Genomic DNA, 22,797 nt, shown 5'->3' with positions numbered 1-22,797 from the left:
ACGCGGAGCGTCCCGGGCTGCATTCCCACGCGGAGCGTGGGAACGATCACTACGCAAGGCCATTTCATATGCCCACTGCCCTTTACCGCTTGATCCTGGCCATCGCACTGCTGCTGCCGATGGCCGCCCATGCCGGGGATGCCGAAGACTTCGTCGCCGCCAACCCAGTACAGCAGGCCAAACTGCTGGAAGCCTGGGCCGCGCAGCCCGATCCGGCCCGTCTCGAACTGATCGACGCCCTGCAACAAGGCGAACTGACCGTCGACGGCCAACCCAGGCCCCTGCGCCTGAACAACCGTCTGCGGGGCCTGATCGATACCGCGCTGGCCAGCCACCAATTGCTCGCCGCTGACGCCAAGACCCGTCTTGCCGCCGCGCAGCAATTGCAGAAAAACGCCAAACCGGCGCAGCTGAAATTCCTCGACCGGCAACTGGCTGGCGAAACAGATGAAAACGTCCACGCCGCCCTGAGCCTGGCGCTGGCCAACCTGCAACTGGTCGACACGGACCCGGCGGTGCGTCTTGCGGCTGTGCGTCTGCTCGGTGAAACCGGCGACCCGCTGGCCCGCACACGCCTCGAAGGTCTGCTCGAACCCGGCGTCGAAACCGACGCCAACGTGCGCACCGCCGCCGAAACCAGCCTCGCCCAGGTCAAACGCAAACTGCTGGTCGGCGAACTGCTCGGCCAGGCCTTCAGCGGCATGTCCCTCGGTTCGATTCTGCTGCTGGCGGCGCTGGGTCTGGCGATCACCTTCGGCCTGCTCGGCGTGATCAACATGGCCCATGGCGAGATGCTGATGCTCGGTGCCTACTCCACTTATGTAGTGCAGTTGATGTTCCAACGCTACGCACCGCAGGCTATCGAGTTTTACCCACTGATCGCGCTGCCGGTGGCGTTCTTCGTCACGGCGGCCATCGGCATGGCCCTGGAGCGCACGGTGATTCGTCACCTCTACGGCCGACCGCTGGAAACCCTGCTCGCCACCTGGGGCATCAGCCTGATGCTGATTCAACTGGTGCGTCTGGTGTTCGGTGCGCAGAACGTGGAAGTCGCGAACCCGGCGTGGCTGTCCGGCGGGATTCAAGTGCTGCCGAATCTGGTGCTGCCGTACAACCGCATCGTGATCATCGCCTTCGCGTTGTTCGTGGTGGCGCTGACCTGGCTGCTGCTGAACAAGACCCGCCTCGGCCTGAACGTGCGTGCCGTCACCCAGAACCGCAACATGGCCGCCTGCTGCGGCGTGCCCACCGGTCGCGTCGACATGCTCGCCTTCGGCCTCGGTTCGGGTATCGCCGGGCTCGGTGGCGTGGCGCTGAGCCAGATCGGCAATGTCGGCCCCGACCTCGGCCAGAGCTACATCATCGACTCGTTCCTGGTGGTGGTGCTCGGCGGCGTCGGGCAACTGGCCGGCAGCGTGTTCGCCGCGTTCGGCCTGGGCATCGCCAACAAGATTCTCGAACCGCAGATCGGTGCGGTGCTCGGCAAGATCCTGATCCTCGCGCTGATCATTCTGTTCATCCAGAAACGTCCGCAAGGTCTCTTCGCACTGAAAGGACGGGTGATCGACTGATGAACCAGCCCCTGCTAGTCACGGCCACACAAAAGGCCGGCCCCAAAGTTTCCATCGCTGTCGGCGCGGTTGTTCTCGCGTTGCTGATCGCCCTGCCGCTGCTGTCGCTATTGCCGCAGGACAACGCACTGCACGTCTCGGCTTACACCCTGACGCTGGTCGGCAAGATTCTCTGCTACGCCATCGTCGCCCTGGCACTGGATCTGGTCTGGGGCTATGCCGGTCTGCTGTCCCTGGGTCACGGACTGTTCTTCGCACTCGGCGGTTATGCAATGGGCATGTACCTGATGCGCCAGGCTGCCGGTGACGACTTGCCGGCGTTCATGACCTTCCTGTCGTGGACCGAATTGCCGTGGTACTGGAGCGGCACCGGCAACTTCCTTTGGGCGATGTGTCTGGTGGTGCTGGCTCCAGGGTTGCTGGCGTTGGTGTTCGGTTTTTTCGCCTTCCGTTCGCGGATCAAGGGCGTGTATTTCTCGATCATGACCCAGGCGCTGACTTTCGCCGGGATGCTGCTGTTCTTTCGCAACGAGACCGGCTTCGGCGGCAACAACGGTTTCACCAATTTCCGCACGATCCTTGGCTTCGGCATCACCGAACCGGGTACTCGTGCGGTGCTGTTTCTGGCGACGGTGCTGTTGCTGGTGGCGAGTCTGTTCATCGGCTGGCGCCTGGCCCGCAGCAAGTTCGGCCGGGTGTTGACCGCGTTGCGTGATGCGGAAAATCGCCTGATGTTCTGCGGCTACGACCCTCGCGGTTTCAAGCTGTTCGTCTGGGTATTGAGCGCGGTGCTGTGTGGTCTGGCCGGTGCGCTGTACGTGCCGCAGGTGGGGATCATCAACCCCGGCGAAATGTCGCCGACCAACTCCATCGAAGCCGCCGTGTGGGTAGCCCTTGGCGGGCGCGGCACCCTGATCGGCCCGCTGCTCGGCGCCGGTGTGGTCAACGGCATGAAGAGCTGGTTCACCGTGGCCTTCCCCGAATACTGGCTGTTCTTCCTCGGCGCGCTGTTCATCGTCGTGACGTTGTACCTGCCCAAGGGTGTGATCGGTCTGCTGAAGAAACGAGGTGAATCATGAGAGTCACGGCGAGCGCTGAATTCATGCTGGAACCGGCCTTCTTCCCGCCGCTGGAGCCGAACAAGGACGCCGGCACCAGCCGCGATGCCCTCGGTCTCGGCCAGCGCGTGGAGCCTGGACTGAACACCCGTCACGGCACGATCCTGACCCTGGAAGACATCAGCGTCAGCTTCGACGGCTTCCGCGCGCTGAACGCGCTGAACCTGTACATCGGCGTCGGCGAACTGCGCTGCATCATCGGCCCCAACGGCGCGGGCAAGACCACGCTGATGGACGTGATCACCGGCAAGACCCGCCCGAGCCACGGCAAGGCCTGGTTCGGCGAAACCCTCGACCTGACGCAGATGAGCGAAGTGCAGATCGCCCAGGCCGGTATCGGTCGCAAGTTCCAGAAGCCGACGGTGTTCGAAGCGCTGAGCGTGTTCGAGAACCTGGAACTGGCGCAGAAAACCGACAAGTCGGTGTGGGCCAGTCTGCGAGCACGGCTGAGCGGTGAGCAGAAAGACCGGATCAGCGAAGTGCTCGACACCATTGGCCTGACCACCTCGGTCAATCGCCCGGCGGGGCTGTTGTCCCACGGGCAGAAACAGTTTCTCGAAATCGGCATGTTGCTGATGCAAGACCCGCAACTGCTGTTGCTCGACGAACCGGTGGCGGGCATGACCGACGCCGAAACCGCGTTCACCGCCGAGCTGTTCAAGTCGCTGGCGGGCAAGCATTCGCTGATGGTGGTGGAACACGATATGGGCTTCGTCGGCTCGATTGCCGACCACGTCACGGTGCTGCATCAGGGCAGCGTGCTGGCCGAGGGGTCGCTGGAACAGGTGCAGGACAACGAGCGCGTGATCGAAGTCTATCTCGGCCGCTGAAGAGGAATCAGAGCGTGGGAACGATCACCGGGGAGAATTTGAACATGCTGCAAGTCGACAAATTGCATCAGTACTACGGCGGAAGCCACATCCTGCGCGGCCTGAGCTTTGATGTGAAGGTCGGTGAAGTGACCTGCCTGCTCGGGCGCAACGGCGTGGGCAAGACCACGCTGCTCAAATGCCTGATGGGCCTGCTGCCGGCCAGGGAAGGCGCGGTGAACTGGGAAGGTCAACCGATCACTACGTTCAAACCGCATCAACGGGTGCACGCCGGAATCGCCTACGTACCCCAGGGCCGGGAAATCTTCGGGCGACTGACCGTGGAAGAAAACCTGCTGATGGGTCTTTCCCGTTTTCCCGGCAGCGAAGCCAAGGAAGTTCCTGCGTTCATCTACGAGCTGTTCCCGGTGCTGCTGCAAATGAAACAGCGGCGCGGCGGCGACCTGTCCGGTGGCCAACAACAGCAACTGGCGATTGGTCGCGCACTGGCCAGCCGTCCGCGCCTGCTGATCCTCGACGAACCCACCGAAGGCATCCAGCCGTCGGTGATCAAGGAGATCGGTGCGGTGATCAAGAAACTCGCGGCCCGTGGCGATATGGCGATTCTGCTGGTGGAGCAGTTCTACGACTTCGCCGCCGAACTGGCCGATCAGTACCTGGTGATGTCCCGGGGCGAGATCGTGCAGCAGGGTCGCGGAGAAAATATGGAAAGCGAGGGTGTGCGCGGGCTGGTTACGATCTAACCTCTAGCGTCCTGACGATAATCAGAAAACATGAATCTACCTTTAGCGACTGCCCTGTTTACCCCGAGCTGGCACGCCGAGCTTGAGCTGGCCTACACCCGCTTCGGCGATTGCACGCGCCCGACCCGTCGCCGTCACCTCGGACCGCTGCGGGTGCAAAAGCATCTGTATGCCGAAGGGCCCGAGGTCTGCCAGCACATCGTCGTCCACCCGCCGGGCGGCATTGCCGGCGGTGATCGGTTGAACATCAGCGCCCGCGTCGAACAGGACGCCTGGGCGCAGATCACCAGCCCCGGCGCCGCCAAGTGGTATCGCGCGACGGGCCCTGCCTGTCAGTCGCTGGAGCTGCACATCGCTGATGGCGCAACACTGGAATGGCTGCCCCAGGAAACCATCGTCTACAGCGCCGCCCAGGCGGAACTCACGACCTCGATCAACCTTGAAGGCGATGCGCGACTGTTCTACTGGGACGTCGTGGCGCTCGGGCGCCCGGCCAGTGGCGAGCGTTTCGACCTCGGGCATTTCCAGGCGCATCTGGATATTCGCCGCGATGGCCGGTTGCTGTGGCATGAGCGCCAGCGCATCGTCGGCAACGATGGTTTGCTTGATTCGCCGATCGGACTGGATGGCCATCCGGTATTTGCGACATTGCTGGTGACCGGCGAAATCGACGCCGAACTGCTGGAGCGCTGCCGCTCGCTGGGGCATGAGGTTCGCGGGGACCTGACGCAATTGCCGGGGTTGCTGGTTGCGCGTTGCCTGGCCGGTGAAGCATTGCTGGCGCGGGCCTGGCTGATCGATCTGTGGCGATTGCTCAGGCCTGTGTTGCTCGGCCGTGAAGCTCAGCCGCCGAGAATCTGGAGCACTTGAGGGCCAACCCCTCACCCCCCGCCCTCTCCCCGGAGGGGAGAGGGAGCCTGACTGAGGTGACCGCTAGAAATGTTTCAAACACAAGAATTCAACTGACTGAACTGGCCATAACAAACGACCTAGATCAGTCCCCTCTTCCTCCGGGAGAGGGCTAGGGTGAGGGGGCAGTTCCAACTGACACGCCACTCACCGAACGAATCACACAAATCTGCCCAAATGGATTTAAAACGATGGACCTGACCCCACGCGAAAAAGACAAGCTGCTGATCTTCACCGCCAGCCTCGTGGCCGAACGGCGACTGGCCCGTGGCGTGAAACTCAACTACCCGGAAGCCATGGCCTACATCTCGGCGGCGTTGCTCGAAGGCGCCCGTGACGGCCAGACCGTGGCCGAGCTGATGCATTACGGCACCACCCTTCTGACCCGCGATCAAGTGATGGAAGGCATCCCGGAAATGATCCCGGAGATCCAGGTCGAAGCGACGTTTCCCGACGGCACCAAACTGGTCACCGTCCACCAACCGATCGTCTGAGGCCGCGCCATGACTTACACCATTCGCGATGCCCTGCACGCCGACCTGCCGGCGATCCGCGACATCTACAACGACGCCGTGCTCAACACCACGGCAATCTGGAATGAATCGGCCGTCGATCTGGGCAACCGTCAGGCGTGGTTCAGCGCCCGCCAGGCCCAGGGTTATCCGATCCTGGTGATCGTCGACGCCGACAACGCCACCCTCGGCTACGCTTCGTTCGGCGACTGGCGACCGTTCGACGGTTTTCGCCATACCGTCGAGCACTCGGTCTACGTACGCAGCGACCAGCGCGGCAACGGTCTCGGCCCGCGGTTGATGACCGCGCTGATCGAACGGGCGAAGCGCTGTGGCAAGCACATCATGGTCGCGGCCATCGAAAGCGGTAACGCCGCGTCGATCCGCCTGCACGAACGCGCCGGGTTCATCACCACCGGGCAGATGCCGCAGGTGGGCACCAAGTTCGGTCGCTGGCTCGACCTGACCTTCATGCAACTGACCCTCAATCCTGGCGCGGAGCCACCGCCCGCCCACAAGGAGTGACACCGATGAACTCCGCCCAACTGCGACGCGTCAATGCTGAAAGTTTTGCCCACTATCGTCAGGGCCTGATCGACCTGCTGCTGGACGCCGTGGGCCATGGCGCCAGCGTCGGCTTCATGGCCGACCTCGATGCCGCTCAGGCCCGCGCCTATTTCGATGAAGTGCAGGACAACCTGAACAAGGGCAACGTCTTGCTGTGGGTGGTGGTCAAGGACGAACAGGTCCAGGCCAGCGTGCAACTGAGCCTGTGTCAGAAGGCCAATGGCCTGAACCGTGCCGAGGTACAGAAACTGCTGGTGCGCGAACAGGCCCGGCGCCGGGGCCTCGGTCAGCAACTGATGGAAGCGCTGGAATTGACGGCCCGCCAGCACAGGCGCGGCATGCTCTACCTCGATACCGAGGCCGGCTCCCCGGCCGAAGAGTTCTACAAGGCCCTGGGCTACACCCGCGCCGGGGAGATTCCCGACTACGCCTGCGATCCGGAGGGCACGTATCGCCCGACGGCCCTCTATTACAAAGTCCTGCAAGGAGCGAACTGATGATTCCAGGCGAATACCGGATCCAGCCCGGCGATATCGAACTCAACGTCGGTCGCCGCACGATCAGTCTGAAAGTGGCCAACAGCGGCGACCGTCCGATCCAGGTCGGCTCGCACTATCACTTTTTCGAAACCAACGACGCCCTGACCTTCGATCGCGCCGCCAGCCGTGGCATGCGCCTGAACATTCCGGCGGGCACCGCCGTGCGCTTCGAGCCCGGACAGAGCCGCGAGGTGGAACTGGTGGAATACGCCGGCCATCGGCGGGTGTTCGGGTTTGCCGGGCGGGTCATGGGTGACCTCGACTGACCAGTAGATTCCTGTGGCGAGGGAGCTTGCTCCCGCTCGAGTGCACAGCACTCGTAAACCCGGGAAATGCGGTGTATCTGACGAAAATCAATCACGATTTTTGGGGCTGCTGCGCAGCCCGGCGGGAGCAAGCTCCCTCGCCACAATAAATTTGTGCAAGGAATTGAAATGAAGATCTCGCGTCAAGCCTACGCCGACATGTTCGGCCCCACCGTCGGCGACAAGGTGCGCCTGGCCGACACCGAGTTGTGGATCGAAGTCGAACAGGACTTCACCACCTACGGCGAAGAAGTGAAATTCGGCGGCGGCAAAGTGATCCGCGACGGCCAGGGCCAGAGCCAGTTGCTGGCCGCCGAAGTGGTCGACACGCTGATCACCAACGCGCTGATCATCGACCACTGGGGCATCGTCAAGGCCGATGTCGGCCTCAAGGACGGGCGCATCGCCGCCATCGGCAAGGCCGGCAACCCGGACGTGCAGCCAGGCGTGACCATCGCCATCGGCGCCAGTACCGAAGTGATTGCCGGCGAGGGCATGATCCTCACTGCCGGCGGCATCGATACCCACATCCATTTCATCTGCCCGCAGCAGATCGAAGAAGCACTGATGAGCGGCGTCACCACCATGATCGGCGGCGGCACGGGACCGGCCACCGGCTCCAACGCCACGACTTGCACTTCCGGGCCATGGCACCTGGCGCGGATGCTCCAGGCGGCGGATGCATTCCCGATGAACATCGGCCTCACCGGCAAGGGCAACGCCAGCCTGCCGGAGCCGCTGATCGAACAGGTCAAGGCCGGCGCCATCGGGCTCAAGCTGCACGAAGACTGGGGCACCACCCCGGCGAGCATCGACAACTGTCTGAGCGTTGCCGATCAGTACGACGTGCAGGTGGCGATCCACACCGACACCCTCAATGAGTCCGGCTTCGTCGAAACCACCCTCGGCGCATTCAAGGGTCGCACCATCCACACCTATCACACCGAAGGCGCGGGCGGCGGCCATGCGCCGGACATCATCAAGGCCTGCGGTTTCGCCAACGTGCTGCCGAGTTCGACCAACCCGACCCGGCCGTTCACCCGCAACACCATCGACGAACACCTCGACATGCTGATGGTCTGCCACCACCTCGACCCGAGCATCGCCGAAGACGTGGCGTTCGCCGAAAGCCGCATCCGCCGCGAAACCATTGCCGCCGAAGACATCCTCCACGACCTCGGCGCGTTCTCGATGATCAGCTCCGACAGCCAGGCCATGGGCCGCGTCGGCGAAGTCATCACACGCACCTGGCAAACCGCCGACAAGATGAAAAAGCAGCGCGGTCCGCTGCCTCAGGACGGCGAAGGCAACGACAACTTCCGCGCCAGGCGCTACATCGCCAAGTACACGATCAACCCGGCAATCACCCACGGCATCAGCCATGAAGTGGGTTCGGTGGAAGTCGGCAAATGGGCCGATCTGGTGCTGTGGCGTCCGGCGTTCTTCGGCGTGAAACCGACGCTGATCCTCAAGGGCGGTGCCATTGCCGCCAGTCTGATGGGCGACGCCAACGCCTCGATCCCGACTCCGCAACCGGTGCATTACCGCCCGATGTTCGCCAGTCATGGCGGCTCGCTGCACGCTACCAGCCTGACTTTCATCAGCCAGGCGGCGCAGGAAGCGGGCTTGCCCGAAGCCCTGGGACTGAAGAAGAAAATCGCCGTGGTCAAAGGTTGCCGTGACGTGCAGAAAACCGATCTGATCCACAACGATTACCTGCCGGACATCGACGTCGATCCGCAAACCTATCAGGTCAAGGCCGACGGTGTGCTGCTCTGGTGCGAGCCGGCGGAAACGCTGCCGATGGCGCAGCGGTATTTTCTGTTCTGAGTCAGAGCCCCGGTTGTCGAGGCTCTCGACGACCGGGGCGGCCAACGAATCAGCGGGTTGAGGTGTCCATCAAATAACGTGAAGGGCCGGGCTGCTCATCGTCGAGCCCGACCGTCGCCGGTTCGCCCGTTTCCAGGTGCGACAGGGCAATCAGTTGCCGGTTGCGTTCAATGGTGCGTTCAACCTCGAGCATCTGCACCGCCTCCTGGTACACCGTGCTGGTCACGTCTTCGTATTCATCCTCGAGTCGTTGCAGCTTTTCATCTGCGCCGCGCTTGAGTGCATCAAGTTCAGCCGGGTATTTCTCGGTCAGGTATTGCACCCAGTAATCACGGCTGATCAGTTCTTCATAAAACTGCTCGCTCGTTTCGGCTCGCATGACCGCCGCGCGGGCAGCTGCCAGATCATCGCCCCTGAGCGGCCGGGCAAACCGCATGTGACCGGGTTGCCCCGGCAGTTGCAGACCGTCCTCCCAGCCCGACGTCAGACCGATTCGATACTGCAGACGCACTTCCGCCGGATCCGCGTGACGGCCCATGCTGCGGGCCGCGAGTTTTTCCACCTGCCCCAGGCGAAACAGTTGGCGCGACAGGTCGAGCAACGCGCGCCCCTTTTCCGCAAGACCGGGCTGCAAATGGCGCAAGGCGTTGTACTCATACACTTTGACTTCGATTTCGCTGAGCGCCAGGGTTCGCCCGTCGACGCAGGTAGTGTGCGTGCTCGCCATGGAGAACAGCGTGTCGCGAAGCTCCTGACTGCCATCGGCCGCCTCGACGATGTCCCAGACCCGTCGGGTCAGGTCGGCGCGATAAACCCGGAACTCCTCGGTGTCCGGCATCCGGGAAAGCAGATGGAAGAAGGCTTCGTTGTCGGGTTCGCCAGCCAACCGCTGCCACATTGCCCGATAGCGTGCAGCGTCCTCTTCGGGGATGTTTTCAATCCACGGTGTAACCTGCTGCTCAAGGACCGTTTCGGCAAGCGTCGGAAGGACCTCATCGGGTTCGCTTTCGATCTCCAGGTCTTCGGCATCGCTTTCGGTGGTGCTGTCCATGTCATCGATCATCCGGTCGATGTCGGCATACGTCAGGCCCAGCACGTCACGCCGTCCATGAGCATCGGCGTATTCACGCAGCCCGAGCAGACTTTGTTGCGATATCTCGTAGTTTTCCGCCAGGTTGCTTCCGGCCAATAAAGCCGCATGGCTGCCGTCAAACAACGCTGCGGGGATCGATGCGATTTCATTGCTGCTCAAGTCGATCGCTTGCAAGCGCGGGGCTTGCAAGACGCCTTCCGGCCAGGCGGTAAGCAGGTTATCGCGCAGATCCAGCCGCTCCAGCTGCCCGAACCCCGTGACACTGAAGGAACGCAGGCTGTTGTGGCTCAGGTCCAGCCACTGCAACTGTGTAAGGCGCTCCAGCGCCTGACCCGCAGCAGCGGAGTCCGCGAGGCCGGTGAGCGACAGTTCCAGCCGCTCCAGATGAAGCATTCGTGTCACCGGCTCGGGCACCGCCGGCAAGTGATTGCCGCTGAGGTTGAGCCGGCGCAGGTGAGTGAATGCCCCGAGGAAACCGTTGGAGCCTTGCGAAGTGAGTTTGACGCCTCCGAGGTTCAGGCTATTCACCGCCGCGAATGTTGCGCCCGGCTCGGGCAGGTTGCCCACCTGCAGACCGTTGAGATCCAGCTCGTGACTCGGGACACCATTCCAGTCGACGGTGCCTTCGCGCCAGCATTCCAAGATGCGTTGCGCGGCGAGCTGGCGGGTGCGCGATGACACCACCCAATCCATGCCCCGGGTTTCATGGGTGAACAGCCAATCGTTCAAGCGCCGCGTCAGGGATTCGAAGTCGCGATCCCATGCCTCGATTTGTTCTCCGATCTGCACCTCGGTCAGACCCGCGTCCTGCATCCGCTCGATGGCCTGTTGCGCCCGGGCACTGTCGTACTGCGGGCGCAGACGCCGGACACGGTCGACCCAGCCCGCCGGCCCCTCGACTGCCGGCGGCTGCGGTAACGGCAGCAATCGTCGGGCGATGACCGAGCCACTTTCGGTGGGCGGTGTACGGTGGCGCGGCTCTTCCAGCGCAAAACGCTGCAATGAACCGGGAACCAGGCCTCGATTCTCTTCAATCCTTTGCCGCGCAGTGGCAAGGGCCGCTTTGGCTTGCGGGTTCAACGGGGTACCGGTCAGGCTGGTATCAAGCAGTAATGCATCACGCGCCAGCAGCGCATCCGGCAGCGAGGTCAACTGGCTGTCACTGAGATCCAGCCAGGTCAGTTCCGGCAGTTCCTCGGCACCGGTCGGCCATTCGCGCAAAGCAGTCGCACTCAAATCCAGCGCTCTCAGGCGATTCATGCCACGCACGTCGATCCTGCTCAGGGGGTTGTCATGCAGATTGAGCGTTTCGAGTGCCGGCAGATCGCTAGGCTCCAGCGGCAGTCCGGTCAAACCACAATGGCTCAGGTCGAGAGTGTCGACCCCGCGGAAGATGCGGATGAAGTTGCGCAACTGTTCGACGGGAGCCTGCAACCCGGCCAGGTGCAGGCTGCGGACGTGGGTGAAGCCTTCAGCAGACAAGGTCGGAAGACTGTCCACCGGCGAGCCGAGAATATCCAGCACCGAAACATCATTGGGCAGGCTGACATAGAGGTTGTAGAACACGCTTTCGGTGCGTGCGCCATAACGCTGGAACAATCCGCTGCGCCAACTGTTTTTCAACGACTCGGCCACCGCCGAACGTGCTGCTCCTCCGTTGGACACCGTCGGTCCGGAGCCGACCCATTCCTGAAGCCGGTTCAGTTCGCTGAATTGTTCACTCAACGTTTCGATCGCAGCGAAACGACTGCCGACGTCTGTCCACTGTGCCTTGAACCCCGTACTCAAAACATCGAACAGGCTCGGCTCCATGCCGACAAAACGCTTGAGTTCACCACGACAATAATCCGCAACCATTTCATCCAGATCGAGCAGATGCCGAGGCTGACTCCGGACAAACTCATAGATCGGCTTGAACACCCGGCGGGGAAATTTCGACCAGTCCAGTGTCAGACCCGACAACAGTCGTTGATGACCTTCATAGATTTCCATCGGCAGGGTATTGATCGCGGTCGAGCGCAGATTCAGGCGCTCCAGTCGCGGCAGATCCAGAACGCCCTGTGGCCATTGGTGCATCTGCGCACTGCTGACTTCGAGCCTGCGCAACTGTCGCATGCCGCCGACATCGAGTGTCATCGGCACCACCGGATTCACCCCGTTCGCAGTGCAGTGCAACTCCAGCGCTTCAAGCCGGGTCAGCTCCCGCAGCCGCGACGCCACCTGGCTGGTAATCGGCGTGGAAAGTTTCAGGCGGGTCATGTGTCGCATTGTTTTCAATATCGCGAGCACTTTGTCGAACTCTGCAATGCTCGAATTCAGGGCCAGTTTCTCGACGTTGGGAAACGTTGCAAGCGTATCGCCGACCAGCGGGGTATGCAGCGTCAGTTCACGAACGTGGGCGAAGTCCGCCTTCAATGACGGCAGAGGTACGTCGCTGATCAGTGTCAGGCGGGCCGCGTGCGGACTGTGTTCGGCCAACGGTGAATTACGCCAGCAGTCCTTGATGTTTTGCACCACGCTGACGAACTCGTCACGGGCGGTGCGCAAACGCAGGTTCTGCGCCATCAACCATTGATCGAGTGTTGTCTCCAGCTCCCGCCACTCGCTCAGCCGGTTGTTGAGCAGATGAAAAATCTGTTGATCGCTCCTGCCCGACCGCCATTGTTCAAGAATGAAGCCTCGGGCCTGCGCGTCGCTCAACCCCGGATAGACGTTCTGCACATGAACGGTCAACGCCTGACTCGGCCCCGGTCCGTCACCACTGGCGGGATAGCCGAGCACGCCGGAGGCGATGCGTTGCGGTGGCTTGAACCAGGGTTTATCGGCAGTGCCTGCCCACAGAATCCGGGCCGACTGAGCGCGTTCGGCGAGCGCCCGCTCGATGATCGTGCGTTGCAGGTCGCTGCTCTGCCAGACGTTTGGCAGGCCCAGCCCATGACGCGCCTCATCGGGCAAGGCATGCATCAGCGAAGCGTAAAAATTGTCGCCTTTGTGCGGGATGCTGTTGAGTGGCTCGCCACGCTCATTGACAGCCTGAAAGGCATCCCCGTACTTGACCAGATACTTGCGCGTCGACGCGGTTTCGCTGCCGATGGCGTCCAGCATCGGGCCGCTGATACTGCCCTCCCGGATTTCCAGACGCACGTCACCGGACCAGCCTGGCAGTCGTCCCAACGTCTGCAAGGCAAGATGGCGGCTGTCGGCAGAAGCCATGGTTTCACTGCGCAACCCGGCCAGAGCCCGGGTCAGGCGACCCGTCTGGCCATACCAGCGACCGAGCTCCTGCAAATGCAACGGTACCTTCGCCGTGCTGTCCAGTCTCGCCAGTTCTTCGGCATTCGCCTGACTCAGGACAGCGGATGCTCCTCGCTCGGTCAGGCCGGGGATGATCCGTTGCAGCTTCGCCGTCCGGGGAGCCACCGGCGCAGTACCTTTGAGCAGGCTGTCGAACAACGCGGGCTGACGGGCGCTGGCGAAATCGGCAATTTGTCCGGCGAGTTCCTGCGTCCGCGCCGCCCGAACGCGTGCAGGCTCGCCACCCAACAGACGAACCGTCTCGGCTTCATCCAGCGTCGCGAGGATTCGCGCCGGCAACGCACCGCCAAGCACCTCGGTCCGGCTGATCCGGATCGGCGCCATGCCCCTGCGCTTCGTCCCGTAGCTGAGTGCCGTGCCCGAAAAATCCGCAGCATCGTAGACCTTCAACTGCCGCCCCCACGGCCAGCGCGGCATGCCGGGCAGCAGAGGCAGCACCTGCAAATAACGATCGTCAATGGGTTGTCGGCCTGCAACCTGCTCGACGATCAGTCCGGCATCGCGCTCGGCGTTGAACAGGCGCATGGCATCCGCCAGGTCCGGGGAAGGCAAGGCATTGTCCAGGTGCATCTTGCGCAGGGCGTCATCGCTGACACCGGCCATATCGGCAAGGGTCAGCAACTGCTCGTCAGCGAAAACCTCAGTGCTGTGGCCGATGCGCCGCAGGAGTGTCAGCCGGTCCCAGGCCTGAGGGCGCTCGAGCGTATGTCGCCAGGCGCCGGCGCCGTTGTGGGTCAGCGGCGGTTGATAAGCCTGCGGATCGTCCGGGTGATTGATTCGCCATGCCTTGAGCGATTCGTCGTAAGTCTGCCGGTACGTCTTGCCTTGAAGTCGAATGTAGTGGTCTTGCCCGACCCGGTACTGCCCCAGTGCGTTCGGTACCGCGCGCGAGTCCAGCGTGACCGGACTCTCGTAACCATCAAGGTCGGGTTTCCACAATCGAGTCGTGCCGTCAGGCATCTGTACCTGATGCAAACGCTCGATGATCGGTGTCGATCTGGCAGCGGTCAGCCGGGCGAGCCCTTTGCCGGCCCCCGCCATCAAGGCAATCAACGCGAGGTTTTGCGCGACATCGATCAGGTGTGCTTTCGCGGCCTTGCGATCGCCCTCGCTCCACTCGATGGCACCTTCAAAGGTCTCTTCGAGCAGTTGCCCGGCCATCACCACCATCATCACTTCACCCAGCACCGGCACGAACATCGAGGCGCCGGTCAACACCAGCATGCCGATGTTCAGCAACCCGGCGAGCTTTTCCGAGCGTACTCTGGCATCGACATCCGCCGTGGGCACCGCGTGGCTGCGAGCATCGGCAATCAGGCGGTCGCGATGCTGGTCGAACAGGTAATTCCACAGATCGACATTATCCGCCCAGATCCCGTGGCCCTTGCGGGACAGGTCCACCGGATTCAGATACGGATCCGCATTCGGCACCTGTGCGACCGGTGACGCCGGCGGCAACTCACGAATCCCGGTCAGCGCCGCGTTGATCGGGTTGAGGGCCTTGAAAATCTCATTGAACAGCGGAGCGTAGGGCTCCAGTCTTTGTGCAAATGTCCGGTCGGGCGTGTCGTCGGTGAACTGACTGAAAAAACGTGGCCGGTCAGCATAGGCGACGAACTGGCTGAAAAAGCGCTGGTAGGCATTCGGCTCTGCCGGATGTGCCTGAGTGGCGTCACGCGCGGTGAAGCGCTGCTTGAACATCGCTTCGATTTCCCGGCCCTTGTAGCGCTTGAGCGGATGGAAAGGATCGCCCGGGATATACAGGATCGAATCGTCGCTGTAGCGGTATTTTTCGCAGATCGTGAACATGACGCAGCCGGTCATTCGCCGGCCCATCAGGCCCAGATCACGAAACCAGATCTGTCGTTTGCCCTGACGCGGCGTCAGGTCACCGTTGAGGACAGAGCGAATCGAAGCATAGTCTTCGCGCCCGATATCGCCCTTGACCAGCGCCAGTTCTGCAGCCGCACGCAGGGCGGTCTTGTGCGCGTCGATGAATTTGTCGCGCAGCACATGTTCGGCCACCGCGTCTTTGGGGTGCAGGTAATCCTTGATATACGCCTGATACTTCGCCCCGATGTCCAGCGAACGGCACAGGCCGGTGAACTGTTCGACCGTCAGACGGGTAGTCAATGGTTCCAGGGTTGCCGGGGTCGATGTTTCGAGGCGAAATCCCGAAGATCGATGAAAGAACCCGCTTTTACATTCACGGGCTTCGAAGTTATGCAGAGCGGCCTGTAGCAAAGGCAGCCTCAGGACTTCGAAAAAATCGATCTCGATGGCAAAAATCCCCATCTCCACTGGCTTGTTCAGTACCAGCCAGGTCTTTTTGACGTCCAGCGTCACGTTGAAGCGATCCTTCAGAGCCTTTGTCAGCAATGGTGCGGCAAAGCTGTCGATGTCCTGGAGCCCCGTCATGGTGTGATCCAGGCGCGACCGGGCGACGAGGCTGTCGGCTGCGGCATCACCCACGGCCCTGCGTTGCCCGCGGGAAGCGCGCCTGTACCAGTCCGGCGCGGCGGAATCGGCATTTTTCAATGCCTCGCGATGACGCTCCGGTGCATTGATCAACCACCTGGGGCTGGCCTCTTCAAGAAAGTCCGCATGCAGGCTTTGCGTCACGACCGGCCCCGGTGAGGGTGCAGCGTTGTACGCAGACGTTGAAGTGACAGGGTGTTCAGACATGGTTTCGCTCCTTGAAATGGAGCGAGAGCAGACCATGGCGTACCTCTGTGGCGGCGGTACATAGGTATCACAGCGGCGCAACCTGTCAGCGGAAGCTTCAGGCCCGAGCGGCGCTTTCATTCCCGCCCAAAGGGTCTACCATCGAAAGACCCCTTTGCCGAATGTTCAGGATCCCGGTCATGCGTCTACCCGAATTCATCCGTCAAAACACGGACCGGATCGTCGAAGAGTGGGAGCAGTTCGCCAGGACGATCACACCGGCAAGCGAGTATCTGGATCGCGACGCCTTGCGCGATCACGCACGGGCCATCCTGCTGGCCGCTGCGCGGGACATGACCACGACGCAGACCGCCAGCGAGCAACGGGCCAAGGCCAGAGGAGAGGGTCCGGACAAGACTCCGAGCCTGGATCGGGCCGGCGCCAGCCATGGCGAGCTGCGCCATACGGAGGGGTTCGACCTGGTCCAGATGACCTCCGAATTTCGCCACCTGCGCGCCTGTGTGATCCGGTTGTGGGTCAACAGCCTCGAAAAGCCGGACATGGCCTGTTTTCAGGAAATGATCCGCTTCAATGAAGCCATTGATGAAGCGCTGGTCGAGTCCACCGCCGCTTACGCCGAACAGGTCAATCGCTCGCGGGACATATTCCTGGCCATCCTCGGCCACGACCTGCGCGCACCGCTGCAGGCCGTCAGCATGTCCGTCGAATTGCTGCTGCGTAAAACCGCCTTGCAGGACGAAGCGCTGCTCTGCGCACAGAACATCAGGCAGGGTTCGCGGCACATGGCGGCGATGGTCAGTGATCTGCTGGAACTGGTGCGCAGCCGTCTGGGCAAGAGTCTGCCGATCGAACCGGCGCCCATGGATCTGGCCGACACGGCCCGGGCAGCGATTGCCGAAGCCTGTGCCGGTAACCCGCAAAGCGATCCGACGCTGATCATCGAGGGCGATACCCGTGGCGTCTGGGATGCCGGACGACTGGCCCAACTGCTGCAGAATCTGATCGGCAACGCCTTGCAGCACGGGACGCACCCGCGGGATCTGATCGTGACATTGAAAGGTGACGGCGATGTCGTGAGCCTGACGGTGCACAACCACGGCGAGCCGATTTCCGAAGAGGCCATCGGCACGATTTTCGATCCCCTGGTGCGCAGCTCCGATGAAGAGCTCGGTCAGGCATCGACCAGCCTCGGGCTGGGCCTGTTCATCGTCAAGGAAGTGGTGACCGCCCACGGCGGGACCATCGAAGTCAGCTCAAGCGAAGCCGAAGGAACACTGTTCAGCGTGAAGCTGCCCAGACAGGCCTGAGCACTATTCGACCACCAGCCGCGCCAGTCGCTGGCGCAACATGCGGTTCTCCGCTCGCAGCTCCTTCACCTCGTCCAGCAGATCCAGCGCCAGGGCGACGCCTTCCCACTCCAGCTCCAGGTCGCGCCGCAACCTGGCGGCGCGTTTGGCCAGGGCCAGTTCATAGTCGGTGAAGCGCCATTCCCGGGGCTGCGTACCCTGAGGTTCGAGGATGCCGTGATCGACGATTTCGATCACCCAGGCGTCCGACAAATCGGCCGCCTTACAGAATTCTGTCATGTCCAGTTGAACGATCAGGGTGCTGCTCATGATGGGCTACTCCGTCGTCAAATTCAGAAGTTCTCTCGCGGATTGAAGGCGGCTTTCTTCGCCAGTTCCTGCCACAGCGCCTTGACGTCATCGCCCGTGGCTTTCGGCATGACAGCCTTGAGCTGGACGAACAGGTAGCCGCGTTCACCCGCCTTGTTCTGCAGACCGTGGCCCTTGGCACGCATGCGCTGGCCGTTCTGGCTGCCGGCCGGCACCTTGAGGTTGATCTTGCCGGTCAGGGTCGGCACCGCCACTTCGGTCCCCAGCGCCAGTTCCCACGGTGCCAGCGGCAGGGTGATGATCAGGTTCTCGCCTTCGACATCGAATTTCGGGTGTGGCGCGAAACGGATGGTCAGGTACAGATCGCCACTGGTGCCGCCACCGATGCCCGGTGCGCCCTGCCCCTTGAGGCGAATGCGCTCGCCGTCGGTCACGCCCGCCGGAATTTTCACATTCAGGCTCTTGCTGGTGTTGCTGACATGCTGGCCGTTGGCGTTGTATTGCGGCACCTGGAAGCTGATCTTTTTCGATTCGTTCGACAGGGTCTCTTCCAGGAAAATCGGCAATTCCAGTTCCACGTCTTCTCCCCGGCGCCCGGCGCTGCGAGATTGCCGACCGCCGCCGCCACCGAATCCGGGACCACGATTACCGAAAATCGAACTGAAGAAGTCCGAGAAGTCACCGGTGTCGCCACCGCCGCCAAAACCACCACGGCTCTGCCAGCCCGGCGGCCCCTGAAATGGCTGGCCGTGCTGACCGTAGCGGCGCAGGTCGTCGTATTCGGCGCGCTTGTCGGCGCTTTTCAGCGCTTCATAGGCTTCCGAGACATCCTTGAACTTGGTCTCGGCGTCTTTTTCCTTGCTGACATCGGGGTGGTATTTGCGCGCCAGCTTGCGATAGGCCGCCTTGATCGCCTTGTCGTCAGCCGTCGGCTCCACGCCGAGTATCTTGTAATAGTCTTTGAAGTCCATCGAAGGAATCACCATCCGTTATCGATTTCGCGCCGATGCCGGCATGCGCCTGTTCGCGCGTGCCGGGTTGACCGATCTCAAGGTTGTGACCGGGTGGCGCAGCAGAAGTTTATCGGCAGTGGACGGCGGTTCTTGCGACCGCCGGTGTGTCTGCCGGCCCATGCCAGCAATTTTGGGGCAAAGCGGCGACTTTCAAGCAAGCATAGTCGTGAAATAGCGGATGACCGGCCTTCGAATCTGCTGCGCACTGGCATACACTGCGCGGCCGTTTTTTTGACCGGAACCGAAAGACATGAAAGACGCCTCTCCAGCCCGTGCCTGCGGCATCGACTTCGGCACGTCCAACTCCACCGTCGGCTGGCTGCGCCCCGGCATGGAAACGATGATCGCGCTGGAAGACGACAAGATCACCCTGCCCTCGGTGGTGTTCTTCAATATCGAGGAGCGCCGCCCGGTCTACGGTCGTCTGGCGCTGCACGAATACCTGGAAGGCTACGAAGGCCGGCTGATGCGCTCGCTCAAGAGCCTGCTCGGCTCCAAGCTGATCAAGCACGACACCAGCGTTCTGGGCACCGCGATGCCATTCAAGGACTTGCTCGGGCTGTTCATCGGCCAACTCAAGAGCCGCGCCGAAGCCGCCGCCGGTCGTGAGTTCGAGCAGGTTGTGCTGGGTCGCCCGGTGTTCTTCGTCGACGACGATCCGCTGGCTGACCAGGAAGCCGAAGACACCCTGGTGGAAGTGGCGCGCAAGCTCGGTTTCAAGGACGTGTCGTTCCAGTACGAGCCGATTGCTGCGGCATTCGACTATGAGTCGACCATCGAAAGTGAAGAACTGGTACTGATCGTCGACATCGGCGGTGGTACCTCGGACTTCTCCCTGGTGCGCCTGTCGCCGGAGCGCCGGGGCATGGACAACCGACACGACGATATCCTTGCCACCGGCGGCGTGCACATCGGCGGGACCGATTTCGACAAGCAACTGAGCCTGCAGGGCCTGATGCCGCTGTTCGGCTACGGCAGCCGCATGAAGAGCGGCGCGCTGATGCCGACCAGTCACCACATGAACCTGGCGACCTGGCACACCATCAACTCGGTGTATTCGCAGAAGTCGACCCTGGCGCTGGGCAGCATGCGCTACGACATCGAAGACACCGGCGGCATCGACCGTCTGTTCAAGCTGATCGAACAGCGCGCCGGGCACTGGCTGGCGATGGAAGTGGAAGAAACCAAGATCCATCTGACCCACAACGACAGCCGCCATGTAGCACTGGATCGCATCGAGTCCGGGTTGAGCGTGGAACTGACCCGTTCCTTGTTCGAGACAGCCATCGACTCGCAACTGGAACGGGTGCGCGGCAGCGTCACGCAATTGCTGGCGGACGCCAATGTGGCGGTGGGTCAGGTCGATACGGTGTTCTTCACCGGCGGTTCCAGCGGCATTCCGGCGCTGCGCAACAGCGTTTCAGCGATGCTGCCGAATGCCCGGCATGTGGAAGGCAACATCTTTGGCAGCATCGGCAGCGGTCTGGCGATCGAGGCCATGAAACGTTACGGCTCGATGAACTGACACCACGATGATCGTTCCCACGCTCTGCGTGGGAACGATCAACTCGCAGCTGCTTTTAAACCATTCCTCCCAGCTTCAACTCACTCTTCAGATACGCGTAATAAATCGGCCCCGCCACCACCCCCGGCAGGCCGAACGCGGCTTCGAACACCAGCATCGCCAGCAGCAACTCCCAGGACTTGGCACTGATCTGCCCGCCGACGATGCGCGCGTTGAGGAAGTATTCGAGCTTGTGGATAAAGATCAGGTAACCCAGCGCGGCAACCGCCACCCAGATCGACAGCGACAGGCCGACAATGGTGATCAGCGTGTTCGACATCAGGTTGCCGATCACCGGCAGCAGGCCGAGCAGGAAGGTCAGCACGATCAGGGTCTTGGTCAGCGGCAGCTTGATCCCGAACAACGGCAGGATCACTGCCAGGAAGATCCCGGTGAAGAAGGTGTTGAGCAGGGAAATCTTGATCTGCGCGAAGACGATATTGCGAAACGCCTGAACCAGCAGGTGCAGACGGTCGAACAGTGCGGCCGCCAGCGGCTTGCGCTTGGTGACGTCCGGTACGCGCTGCAAGGCGATGATCGCGCCCAGCACCATGCCGATCAGCAGGGTCACGAACATGTGCGCCGCATCCTTGCCCACCAGTTGCAGCTCGGACAGGTGTTTGCTCGCCCATTGGCCAATGGCGACACGGAACTCGGCGGCACTGGCCGGCAGGTAGCTGTCGAGAAACGGCGGCAGCTGCCCCCGGGCACGGTCGACCACACCCATGAATTTATCGAGGGAAGCCCCGGGGTTCTCCGCCTCGTGCAGAAGGAAACTGATGGCCCCGGCAAAGATCAGCGCCAGCACACTCACCACCAGCGTGCCCAGCAAAGCCACCGCCAGCCAGCGCGCGCGACGGCCTTCGATCAGCCTTTGCAGTTGCGGGGTGAGCATGTTGACCAGCTCGAATACCAGCAGCCCCGCCAGCAGACTGGGCAATAAACGCAGCGGCAGCACCAGCAGCAAACCGCCGAAAATGATGATGCAACTGACCCAGAACACAACATGACGCTCAGAAAACGTTGGCATACAGCCTCAAAACGAACGGCGTAAAAGGATTGGCAGTCTGCCAGCGATCCTTTGGGAGCACTAGGGATATGCGGTGTTTGTGGGTTTGGGGCTTGGCTTGATAACCAGCCCTCACCCTAGCCCTCTCCCGGAGGGAGAGGGAACCAATTGCGGGATGCTCGGAAAATCCGGCGACCTGAAAGTACTGTATCGAATCCATAATCGACCGGATGTTTCAGGTCGAAGAATGTCTGGAGACAACGCGGTCAGTCCCCTCTCCCCCTGGGAGAGGGTTAGGGTGAGGGCCGGTTCTCAAGTCGAACCCATCCCGCCGAACCTTCTCATTTTTTCTTCAGGCAATCACTCATGAACGCCTTGCGCGCATCACCGGTCAGGGCCTTGGTTTTCGCGTCGGCGTTACAGGTCTTCATCTTTTCCTGCTGCGGGGTCAGGGTCTTGGCGTCGTTGGCAGCCGGCGCGGCCTTCAGGCAAGTGCTCATGAAGGCTTTGCGCTCGTCGCCCTTGAGGCTCTTGGCCGTGGCGTCGGCGTTGCAGGTGGTCATCTTGTTCTGTTGCGCCGTGGCGGCGAAACCCTGGGAGCACAGCAGCAGACCGATCATCAACAAAGGGACACGCAGCATCTTCATGGAGTTTTCTCCTTGTCGCCGCATCGATGGATACGGCCTCCGGCTGAGTGTAGTCAAAGCTTGTTACACCTTCCTGCTCTCCAGATGACTGCGCCGGTATTGCTCCGGCGTACACCCGGCCTGCCGGGCGAACATGGCGATGAACGCCGAGCCGCTGCTATAACCGAGATCGAAAGCGATTTCCTGCACGCTGCGTGACCTCTCCAACGCCTCGATGGCGGCGAGATAACGCAGGCGCTGACGCCATTCGCCGAAACTCATCCCCAGCTCCCGGACGAATTGCCGGGCCAGGGTGCGTTCGCTGACATGCACCTGTGCCGCCCAGTGCGCCAGCGGTTCATTGTTACCGGGCTCGGCCTGCAGGGTTTCGAGGATGATCCGCAAACCGGGACTGCTGGCGTACGGCAGATAACACTGATGAACCGGCGCCTGACGCAGTTGATCCACCAGTACCCGGGCCAGTCTCTGGTCGGCCTCGAGCGCAGGAATCTTCACATCCCGGGCGGCGAAGTCCTTGAGGATGGCCTTGAGGATATCGCTGATCGCCAGGGTGCACGCGTGCGCCGGCAAATCCGCGCACACCCCGGGCGCCAGGCACACCGCCCGGTAATTCACCGGCTGATGACTGTAGAAGCTGTGCTCGACCTGCGGCGGCACCCACACCGCGTATTGCGGCGGCGACATGAAGCGACTGCCGTCGACCTCCATGTGCAGCACGCCGTGAGCCGCGTATTCCAGCGTGCCCCATGGATGACGGTGGGGCGCGGCGTATTCGTGGGCGTTGAAGTCGGCATAGCGGAAATACACGGCCGAGGGCAGTTCGCTGAAATCCAGCAGATCGATGTGTTTACTGTTCATGCTGTCCGGAATCAGAGGCAGTTTGTCCGGTTCGCAGTATAGGCCTGCATCCGGACAAGGGATAATCAGCGCT

The 22,797-nt window shown here is 62.0% G+C and carries 18 protein-coding genes; 12 read left to right on the top strand and 6 right to left on the bottom strand.

Features of this window, described 5'->3' with window-relative positions; all coding sequences use genetic code 11:
- Positions 1 to 68: 68 nt before the first annotated feature.
- From urtB to ureC, 10 genes are all read left to right on the top strand, one after another.
- Entirely contained in the window at positions 69 to 1,571 is a 1,503-nt protein-coding gene (urtB, locus tag BBF94_RS09755) for an urea ABC transporter permease subunit UrtB (protein WP_065258833.1), read from the top strand.
- Positions 1,571 to 2,650: an urea ABC transporter permease subunit UrtC gene (gene urtC, locus BBF94_RS09750; RefSeq protein ID WP_065258832.1), complete on the top strand. Its 1,080-nt coding sequence runs from the start codon at positions 1,571 to 1,573 to the stop codon at positions 2,648 to 2,650. Before urtB ends, urtC begins: the two co-directional genes overlap by 1 nt.
- On the top strand, positions 2,647 to 3,519 hold the full coding sequence (urtD, locus tag BBF94_RS09745; RefSeq protein WP_065258831.1) for an urea ABC transporter ATP-binding protein UrtD: 873 nt from the start codon (positions 2,647 to 2,649) through the stop codon (positions 3,517 to 3,519). The genes urtC and urtD overlap by 4 nt, the downstream gene beginning before the upstream one ends.
- A 44-nt stretch (positions 3,520 to 3,563) precedes the next feature.
- Positions 3,564 to 4,262 (top strand): urea ABC transporter ATP-binding subunit UrtE, encoded by a 699-nt coding sequence (gene urtE, locus BBF94_RS09740; protein WP_065258838.1) that lies wholly within the window; start codon positions 3,564 to 3,566, stop codon positions 4,260 to 4,262.
- Positions 4,263 to 4,292: 30 nt separating this feature from the next.
- Positions 4,293 to 5,132: an urease accessory protein UreD gene (locus BBF94_RS09735; protein WP_065258830.1), complete on the top strand. Its 840-nt coding sequence runs from the start codon at positions 4,293 to 4,295 to the stop codon at positions 5,130 to 5,132.
- Positions 5,133 to 5,362: 230 nt separating this feature from the next.
- Positions 5,363 to 5,665 carry an urease subunit gamma gene (gene ureA, locus BBF94_RS09730; protein WP_065258829.1) on the top strand — a complete coding sequence of 101 codons (303 nt, stop codon included), beginning with the start codon at positions 5,363 to 5,365 and terminating at the stop codon, positions 5,663 to 5,665.
- 9 nt (positions 5,666 to 5,674) lie between these two features.
- Positions 5,675 to 6,208 carry a GNAT family N-acetyltransferase gene (locus BBF94_RS09725; RefSeq protein WP_065258828.1) on the top strand — a complete coding sequence of 178 codons (534 nt, stop codon included), beginning with the start codon at positions 5,675 to 5,677 and terminating at the stop codon, positions 6,206 to 6,208.
- A gap of 5 nt (positions 6,209 to 6,213) precedes the next feature.
- Positions 6,214 to 6,747 carry a GNAT family N-acetyltransferase gene (locus BBF94_RS09720; RefSeq protein WP_065258827.1) on the top strand — a complete coding sequence of 178 codons (534 nt, stop codon included), beginning with the start codon at positions 6,214 to 6,216 and terminating at the stop codon, positions 6,745 to 6,747.
- A complete protein-coding gene (locus tag BBF94_RS09715; RefSeq protein ID WP_065258826.1) occupies positions 6,747 to 7,055 on the top strand; it encodes an urease subunit beta in 309 nt (102 codons plus the stop codon). Before BBF94_RS09720 ends, BBF94_RS09715 begins: the two co-directional genes overlap by 1 nt.
- Before the next feature lie 168 nt (positions 7,056 to 7,223).
- Positions 7,224 to 8,924 (top strand): urease subunit alpha, encoded by a 1,701-nt coding sequence (gene ureC / locus BBF94_RS09710; RefSeq protein WP_065258825.1) that lies wholly within the window; start codon positions 7,224 to 7,226, stop codon positions 8,922 to 8,924.
- A gap of 49 nt (positions 8,925 to 8,973) precedes the next feature.
- Here ureC and BBF94_RS09705 read toward each other — a convergent pair whose 3' ends face one another.
- A complete protein-coding gene (locus BBF94_RS09705; protein WP_065258824.1) occupies positions 8,974 to 16,017 on the bottom strand; it encodes an NEL-type E3 ubiquitin ligase domain-containing protein in 7,044 nt (2,347 codons plus the stop codon).
- A 179-nt stretch (positions 16,018 to 16,196) separates the two neighbouring features.
- Between BBF94_RS09705 and BBF94_RS09700 the strand changes: the two genes are divergently transcribed.
- Positions 16,197 to 17,324: a sensor histidine kinase gene (locus tag BBF94_RS09700; RefSeq protein ID WP_065258823.1), complete on the top strand. Its 1,128-nt coding sequence runs from the start codon at positions 16,197 to 16,199 to the stop codon at positions 17,322 to 17,324.
- A gap of 3 nt (positions 17,325 to 17,327) precedes the next feature.
- Here the strand turns inward: BBF94_RS09700 and BBF94_RS09695 are convergent, their stop codons facing one another.
- Together BBF94_RS09695 and BBF94_RS09690 are read right to left on the bottom strand one after the other, a co-directional pair.
- Positions 17,328 to 17,633 carry a chaperone modulator CbpM gene (locus BBF94_RS09695; protein ID WP_065258822.1) on the bottom strand — a complete coding sequence of 102 codons (306 nt, stop codon included), beginning with the start codon at positions 17,631 to 17,633 and terminating at the stop codon, positions 17,328 to 17,330.
- Positions 17,634 to 17,656: 23 nt separating this feature from the next.
- The gene (locus BBF94_RS09690) at positions 17,657 to 18,604 is read right to left on the bottom strand and encodes a DnaJ C-terminal domain-containing protein (protein ID WP_065258837.1); all 948 of its coding nucleotides are present in this window, start codon (positions 18,602 to 18,604) and stop codon (positions 17,657 to 17,659) included.
- A 292-nt stretch (positions 18,605 to 18,896) separates the two neighbouring features.
- Here BBF94_RS09690 and BBF94_RS09685 point away from each other — a divergent pair, with 292 nt between their 5' ends.
- The gene (locus tag BBF94_RS09685) at positions 18,897 to 20,171 is read left to right on the top strand and encodes an Hsp70 family protein (RefSeq protein ID WP_065258821.1); all 1,275 of its coding nucleotides are present in this window, start codon (positions 18,897 to 18,899) and stop codon (positions 20,169 to 20,171) included.
- Between the two features lie 55 nt (positions 20,172 to 20,226).
- On the opposite strand, the gene BBF94_RS09680 is transcribed toward BBF94_RS09685, so the two are convergent.
- The 3 genes from BBF94_RS09680 to BBF94_RS09670 all read right to left on the bottom strand — a co-directional run bounded on the left by BBF94_RS09680 (position 20,227) and on the right by BBF94_RS09670 (position 22,724).
- The gene (locus tag BBF94_RS09680; protein WP_065258820.1) at positions 20,227 to 21,240 is read right to left on the bottom strand and encodes an AI-2E family transporter; all 1,014 of its coding nucleotides are present in this window, start codon (positions 21,238 to 21,240) and stop codon (positions 20,227 to 20,229) included.
- Between the two features lie 320 nt (positions 21,241 to 21,560).
- On the bottom strand, positions 21,561 to 21,866 hold the full coding sequence (locus BBF94_RS09675) for a PsiF family protein (protein WP_065258819.1): 306 nt from the start codon (positions 21,864 to 21,866) through the stop codon (positions 21,561 to 21,563).
- A 63-nt stretch (positions 21,867 to 21,929) separates the two neighbouring features.
- The gene (locus BBF94_RS09670; protein ID WP_065258818.1) at positions 21,930 to 22,724 is read right to left on the bottom strand and encodes an AraC family transcriptional regulator; all 795 of its coding nucleotides are present in this window, start codon (positions 22,722 to 22,724) and stop codon (positions 21,930 to 21,932) included.
- Positions 22,725 to 22,797 lie beyond the last annotated feature (73 nt).

Origin of the sequence: Pseudomonas bananamidigenes, assembly GCF_001679645.1 — a bacterium.
In the GTDB taxonomy this organism is placed as follows: domain Bacteria; phylum Pseudomonadota; class Gammaproteobacteria; order Pseudomonadales; family Pseudomonadaceae; genus Aquipseudomonas; species Aquipseudomonas bananamidigenes.
The sequence above is the reverse complement of the archived record's forward strand: the minus strand, read 5'-3'. Positions and strand labels throughout refer to the sequence as shown.